Here is a 7,074-nt window from a genome sequence, read left to right as displayed (position 1 = left end):
CGCGGCCCCATCGTCTAGGGGTTAGGACACCAGCTTTTCAAGCTGAGAACCGGGGTTCGATTCCCCGTGGGGCTATTTCATTTGACATTACGTGAGGCGTTGCTATAATTTAACCATGAAAACGCTTATACGCGCCTGGATTCTTTTGGCCCTTTTTGCTTCTGCCTCATTCGCCACCACCTACTACGTTGATGCCGTCAACGGGCTTGACACCAACGCCGGCAATCAGGCCGCCCCCTGGAAGACGCTGACCAAGGCGACCGGTTCGACCGCCGCCGGGGATACTGTTTACGTCAAGCCGGGCACTTACAATGCGGCGCTGGGTGAAGGCTTCCCTATCACGATAACAAACAGTTTTTTTGTCGCTACCACGACTTATCAGGCCACGATTGAAGAAAGCGGCGTCGGTTCGACGCAAGTTGTTAAACTGGTCGGCAACGCGTCGCTGGAAGGTTTTACGGTCAAGGGGGATGGCGACGACACGGTGGTTGTCGCTGGTGTCGCGGGGACGGATTCCACGCTGACGATCAAAAATAACATAATTAACGCAGCCAACTTTATCTATGGGCTGCAGTGCGTACATGCTAATGACACGGTTAGCGTCGTTTCAAACACTATTTATTCCGCAACCCAGCGCGCAATTTTCGTTAACGCCGCGCTGGCCAGCGGCTCAATTACAAAAAACACGATGAGAGACTGCGCGAATTTTGGAGTTTACAGCAACCAGAGCAATCTGACCGTCGATAGGAACACGATCGTCAGGTGCGGCACGGGGATCTACGCGGATACCGCGGGAGCGGGATATACCGTCAATGCGAAAAACACGATCATATATAATACCGGCGTTAGAACGACCGGGATTTCGCAAAATGGGGCGGGCGGCACCCTGAATTCAAGTTACAATTGTGTTTTTGGGAATGCGACCGTTTACGACGGGACGGTTTCAGGTAAAACCGGGGATATTCAAGTTGACCCGGTGTTCGTAGATGCAGCGGGAAACAATTTTAATCTTGTCCGGACTTCCGAATGTATTGATGCCGGTGACCCCGTCACGGCAGTTGATCCGGACGGCTCGCGCGCCGACCTGGGGGCCTATCCATATGACCATCGTCCGACAGTTCAAGTCCTCACCCCCAACGGCGGCGAAAGCCTGGCTGGCGGCTCTTCATACGACATCACCTGGACCGCCACGCAGGACGCGGGGATTGATCATCTTGCGCTTTACTATTCGGTTAACAGCGGAACAACTTATCCCAATACTATTACTTCCAGCGTGACCAACAGCGGCACCTACGCCTGGACCGTGCCTAACGTCAGCGCCAACGAAGCCCGGGTACGAGCGATCGTGACGGCCAGCAACGGTTACACCGCGACAGACGAATCCGATGCTGATTTTACTATTTCAATCACTCCCAGCCCGGCGCCAACCATTTCCGTTCCTGCCACAACGACCACAACGACCCTGCCTCAAAAAGTTACGGTAACCGGAACCCCGGCCACGCCTCAACTGGCGGGCGCCGCCATCAACATTTCAATTCTTTCCAATGAAGAACAGCCTCTCACCATGTATATTTACAATGAAAATGTGGAGATCGTTAATATAGTCACGATCAACGCGGTCGCCGGCCCCAATACTTTTACCTGGACGCCGACCAAAGATACCCCGGCGGGGATTTACCGTTACCAGATCCGGGGGAAAAGCACTAAAATCAGCGGAAAATTCTTGATTGCCAAGTAAATCGTGGCATTGAAAACAATTTTTTACATAGTTTGCCTGACGATTGTCGGGACGTTGGTTTCTTTTGGCCCGGCCCGGGCTTTTGATCCCCAAACCCCCGCGATCGGGGCGAGACCGCTGGGACTGGGCAAGGCTTTTGCCGGGCTGGCCGATGACGGGTCCGCGATCTTCCTGAACCCGGCCGGCCTGGCCCGGACCGGTTCGCTGAAACTGATGAGTTTTTACGCGACCCCGTTTCCGGATTGGTCGGATAACGTCATCGTCGCGCTCGGCGCCGCCCTGCCCGATGTTTTTGGCCGGACCTTAGGAGCGGGGTACATCAACGATTCAACCTCGGGGTTTATCCTCAACAGCACTGAATACAGCCTGACGAAGCAGCGGTTCCTGCTTGGCTTCGCGGAAAATCTGGACGAGAAACTCGCGCTGGGAATAAATTTAAATGTCATGACCATAGGCGCTTCCATCCAGTCGCCTCTTTTGGCCGGCACCGTCGGCTCGGGGCTGGACCTGGATGCGGGACTGCTTTACAAAATGAGGGAAGGGCTGACGCTCGGGGCGAATCTGCAAAATGTTCTGCCGTCGAGCCTGGGCGGCAAATTCACTTATGATTCCGGCGCCAGCGAAAGTTTACCGGCCAATCTCAAGGCGGGCTTAAGCTGGAAGTTTCGCGGGGGCTACAATCTGCTTTTTGATCTTGATTATTCATTGGAAAAAATAAGGCCGGTACTTTTGCACCTCGGCCTGGAATTCCTGCCCAACGGCCTGATCGCCCTCCGCGGCGGACTTGACCAGAGCCCCCAAACCCCCGATACCCGGACCGACGTTTACACCCACACCACGCTCGGCCTCGGCATCAACCTGCGCGGCTACACTTTCGATTACACATATTATAAACACGGCAACTCGTCGGGGGATGTGACCAATTATTTTTCCATGGGCTACGTCGGGCCGGCGCCGGCCAAACCGCAGCCGACGCGTGAGGCGGCCCCCGTGCCTGTCGTGCCGCCGTCAGAGCTTGCTCCGCCGCGGGTCGAAATAAGCCATTTCAAAGACGTGCCAGCCAATTACCCGTCAAAAGAAGCGATCGAGCTGATGGCGGCGGCCGGCCTCATCCAGGGCTTTCCCGACGGCACTTTCCGGCCGGAAGAAAAAGTCACGCGGCAGGAGTTTGAAACGATCCTGGCCCTGGCCCGCCGCGTCGAAGCGAAGAACATAAAACAGCCGGACAAACCGATCACCAGGGTGCAGATCTTGACCATTTTGAGCCGCAACGGGATCGGTCTGCCGGGCTTCAAAAAATTGCCGGCGAACGAACCGGTCAGCCGGGCCGAGCTGGCGGATATGATGTATCAAACGCCCTTCGGCCAGGCGGCGGCGAAAAGACTGCGTTGACTTTTCACGCGTTATTGCTATGATAATGGCATGAAAACGGTAAAATTTACCCTTATCATTATCGTCTTTTCTATTTTTTGTTTTTTACCGGCTTTCGCGGCCACCTATTACGTCGACGCGGTTAACGGCAACGACGGTAATAGCGGCTTAACTACGGCCGAGGCCTGGAAAAGACTGACCAAGGCGACGGGCTCAACCGCCGCCGGTGATACAGTTTACGTTAAGCCGGGCACCTACAACGCGGCGTTATTGGAAACATTTCCTATCACGATAACAAACAGTTTTTTTGTCGCCACCCCGGCTTATCAGGCCACGATCGAAGAAAGCGGCGCCTCGACGCAGGCGGTTAAGCTGGTCGGCAACGCGTCGCTGGAAGGGTTTATGGTCAAGGGAGACGTTGGCGGCGACACGGCGGTTGTGGCCGGTTTGATAGATACCGCCTCGGTCATAACGATCAAAGATAATATTATTAACGGATCAAATTTTACGTACGGCCTGCAGTGCGTGCAAGCAAACGATACGGTCAATATTACTTCGAACCTTATTTATGCCGCGAGCCGCGGAATTTTTATCAACAATATGTTGGCCAACAGCTCGGTCACCAAAAATACGATCAGGGATTGCACCACCTACGGTATTTTTGTCAACCAGAGTAATCTGGCCGCGTCAAATAATACGGTTGTAAGGAGCGGGACCGGCTTTTACGCAAATACCGGGGTGGCTGAGGCGGGCTTCATTGTTAACCTCAAAAACAATATTTTTTATAATACCGGCGGCGCAGGCACGGTCGGCATTCAGCGAGTCGGCGACGGCGGGGCGCTGTACTCTTCCTATGAATGTGTTTCCGGCAATGAAACCGCTTATGGCGGCACGACGGTTGCGAGCAAGGTCGGCGATATTCTTGCCGACCCGCAATTTACGGACGCCACGGGCAATAATTTTAACCTCCAACCGCCATCTCCCTGCATTGACACCGGTGACCCCGTTACAGCAGTTGATCCGGACGGCTCGCGCGCCGACATGGGGGCCTATCCATATGACCATCGGCCGACAGTTCAAGTCCTCACCCCCAACGGCGGTGAAACCTTGACCGGCGAAGTATCATCCAGCATCACCTGGGCCGCTACCCAGGCCGGCGGGGTCGATCATCTCGCGCTTTACTATTCGCTTAACAGCGGAGCAACTTATCCCAACGCCATCACTTCCAGCGTGACCAACAGCGGCACCTACGCCTGGACCGTGCCTAACATCAGCACTAACGAGGCCCGGGTACGAGCGATCGTGACCGCCAGCAATGGTTACACCGCGACAGATGAGTCAAATGCTGATTTTACGATCGTTACTACCACGACCACAACTACGTTTCCTGCGCCGACCATCTCGATCCCGGCGACAACAACTACGACAACTCTGCCTCAAAAAGTTACGGTAACCGGGACCCCGGCCACGCCTCAACTGGCGGGCGCCGCCATCAACATTTCAATTCTTTCCAATGAAGAACAGCCTCTCACCATGTATATTTACAATGAAAATGTGGAGATCGTTAATATAATCACGATCAACGCGGTCGCCGGCCCCAATACTTTTACCTGGACGCCGACCAAAGATACCCCGGCGGGGATTTACCGTTACCAGATCCGGGGGAAAAGCACTAAAATCAGCGGAAAATTCCTGATTGCCAGGTAAATCCCCCGCACCAAAAATTTTGGTGTGAGGATAAATCCGATTGACAGACCATAAATAAGGAGTATAATGAAATGCCTGAAGGAAAGACTGTGACAAGAAAATTATTAATTACTATTGTCGGATTAATCCTTTTCAATTCGTTGGCCTTCGCGAGCTGGAACACCCTCACCAAAGACACCCCCTCCGTAACCCTCAACGCTGATTTTTTTATCGATAAAAACACCGGTTTTGCCGTCGGCGCGGCGGGGACGGTGCTCAAGACGGCCAACGCGGGGGGCTCGTTCACTTTTCTGGCGCAAGGGGCCGCGGCGATCAATGACGTCATCTTCCCGAGCGCAACCGAAGGCTACCTGCTGGCCGCGGGCAAGCTCTACAAATCGACGGATACGGGCGCGACCTTTGCCGACATCACACCGGCCGCGCTGGACGGCTATAATTTTCTCAAAGGGGGCTACTCCGGCAATAACCGGGTGTTTGCCGCCTATCCCGGGACCGGCACGACCAGTTCTCTGTACAGTTCCACGGACGGGGGGGCGACCTTTTCGACCGCTTCAGTTGCCGACTTCGAGATCTACGGCGCGACTTTGACCAGCGACTCGACCTGGGCCTGGGGGAAGACGGTTTCAACCGGTTCATATATCATTATCAAAAATAACACGACCGTCTATCCGACCGGTTCTATTACGAGCGCTAGCCCGATCAGGAAAGTTTTCTTTCTTGACAAAGATAACGGTTACGCCGTCGGCGACAGCGGGCTGTTTTTGATCACCACGAACGGCGGCGGAAGCTGGTCGGACAAGACCAGCGTGGCGGTCAGCGCCATCGGCGCGGCCAAGAACTTGAAATCGGTTTATTTTGTTACTTCGCAAATCGGCTGGGCGGTGGGCGATAACGGAACGATCATCTATACAAAAGACGGCGGCGGCAGTTTTTCTTATTATAATCCAGGCAGTTCCGGCCTGGACACGGCGATCAATTTGCGCGACATCAATATCATCTTTTTGACCGGGAACGTGATCCACGCTTACGTCGTCGGCGACAATGGCCACGTCTACAAGCTTGGCTCGCCGGCAATCACCGCGGTTGCCCCGACTTCAAAGATGCAGGGCTGGGTCGGCACGGTTGAGGTGACGGGGACCGATTTTGCCAGCGGCCTCGCCTTGGCCGCTTCGGGCGAAGGCGTCCGGTTTTTTGCTTCCACCGCGGAATCAACGACCAAGGCGAGCGGCGTCGCGATCATTGATCCAGCCGCGGCTCTCAGCGCAAGAGAAATAACCGTGACCAATCCGGACCTGACCACCGCGACTTCAACCACGGGAGTTTTTACCATCACGGCCAATCCCGGCGCCGTCTCGATCAGCCAGGTCTGGTTTGACAAGGGACTGCCGGACGAACAGCTGTATCAACCGTTGAAAATACCGTTGAACATTGTGGCCAAGCCGACGATCAGTTTCGATGTCTTTTCTTCGGCGGCGGACCTAAGCACCGGGACCTTGAACGTGAAAGTCCTTTTGAACCAAAACGGAACATACACAAAGCTATACTCCATTCCCGGCAGTGCGGCCACGACCCCGGCGACCAACGAAGCCAAGGTGTCGTTTCTCTACCCTGGAAGTCTTGATACGGGACTGGCGACGATCGAGCTTTATGCCGAAGACAGCGCCGGCAATGTCAGCCGTGAGGTCCTCCAGGTCAATGTCCCGCCATCAAGCGGCAATGTAGTCCAAGGGAAAAAACTTTTTGATGTCTTCCCGGTACCTTACAAGGTCGACCTCGAGAGCGAAGACCTCATCCTCCACCTTAAGTCAAAGATCCCGGTCACGCTCGACCAGGGGGCGACAGTTCTGATCTATACCGCGGCCGGCGGCGCGCCGGCTTTCTCTAAGAGCTACGCCGGCCCGATCACCGACGGTTCCAAAATAACCATTCCCAAGCGTTCGCTCCCGGCGGCCCTGCAACGGGTTTGCATCGCGCTGGTCCAGATACTGGATAACAATACCAAGAAGATCGTCGCTTCCGGCAAGTTCGCTCTCGTCGACAAGAGGTATGGGATGTAATGAAAGCGAACAGGGGGAGCCTAGCCGTTGCCATATTGGCCCTCTGCTCCAGTCTGGCGCTGGCGCAGTACACCGCGCTTGACCCGACCCGGATCGTTCCGGACGCGCGGGTCCTGGGGCTCGGTAAAGCGTACTTTGGTTTAGCGGAAGGGACCGCCTCGATCTACACCAACCCGGCCGGACTGGCCGACGCCAAAGGGT

5 protein-coding genes and 1 tRNA gene are annotated in these 7,074 nt (G+C 55.1%); all 6 read left to right on the top strand.

What is annotated here, in order from left to right:
* Positions 1 to 3: 3 nt before the first annotated feature.
* Positions 4 to 75, top strand: a tRNA-Glu gene (locus tag WC600_18365).
* A 40-nt stretch (positions 76 to 115) separates the two neighbouring features.
* Positions 116 to 1,738 carry a DUF1565 domain-containing protein gene (locus WC600_18360; protein ID MFA4904695.1) on the top strand — a complete coding sequence of 541 codons (1,623 nt, stop codon included), beginning with the start codon at positions 116 to 118 and terminating at the stop codon, positions 1,736 to 1,738.
* Between the two features lie 3 nt (positions 1,739 to 1,741).
* Complete coding sequence (locus WC600_18355; protein MFA4904694.1) at positions 1,742 to 3,130, top strand: S-layer homology domain-containing protein; 1,389 nt, start codon at positions 1,742 to 1,744, stop codon at positions 3,128 to 3,130.
* 30 nt (positions 3,131 to 3,160) lie between these two features.
* Entirely contained in the window at positions 3,161 to 4,816 is a 1,656-nt protein-coding gene (locus WC600_18350; protein MFA4904693.1) for a DUF1565 domain-containing protein, read from the top strand.
* A 71-nt stretch (positions 4,817 to 4,887) separates the two neighbouring features.
* On the top strand, positions 4,888 to 6,873 hold the full coding sequence (locus WC600_18345) for a YCF48-related protein (protein MFA4904692.1): 1,986 nt from the start codon (positions 4,888 to 4,890) through the stop codon (positions 6,871 to 6,873).
* A partial coding sequence (locus WC600_18340; protein MFA4904691.1) for a hypothetical protein occupies positions 6,873 to 7,074 on the top strand: 202 nt, incomplete at its 3' end. The genes WC600_18345 and WC600_18340, both read left to right, overlap by 1 nt.

Source organism: Desulfobaccales bacterium, assembly GCA_041648175.1.
GTDB lineage: Bacteria > Desulfobacterota > Desulfobaccia > Desulfobaccales > 0-14-0-80-60-11 > 0-14-0-80-60-11.
The sequence above is the reverse complement of the archived record's forward strand: the minus strand, read 5'-3'. Positions and strand labels throughout refer to the sequence as shown.

Bases quoted from the DNA above. Each gene is read 5' to 3' on its own strand.
- WC600_18360 (MFA4904695.1), top strand. From the start codon at position 116: ATGAAAACGCTTATACGCGCCTGGATTCTTTTGGCCCTTTTTGCTTCT.
- WC600_18350 (MFA4904693.1), top strand. From the start codon at position 3,161: ATGAAAACGGTAAAATTTACCCTTATCATTATCGTCTTTTCTATTTTT.
- WC600_18345 (MFA4904692.1), top strand. From the start codon at position 4,888: ATGCCTGAAGGAAAGACTGTGACAAGAAAATTATTAATTACTATTGTC.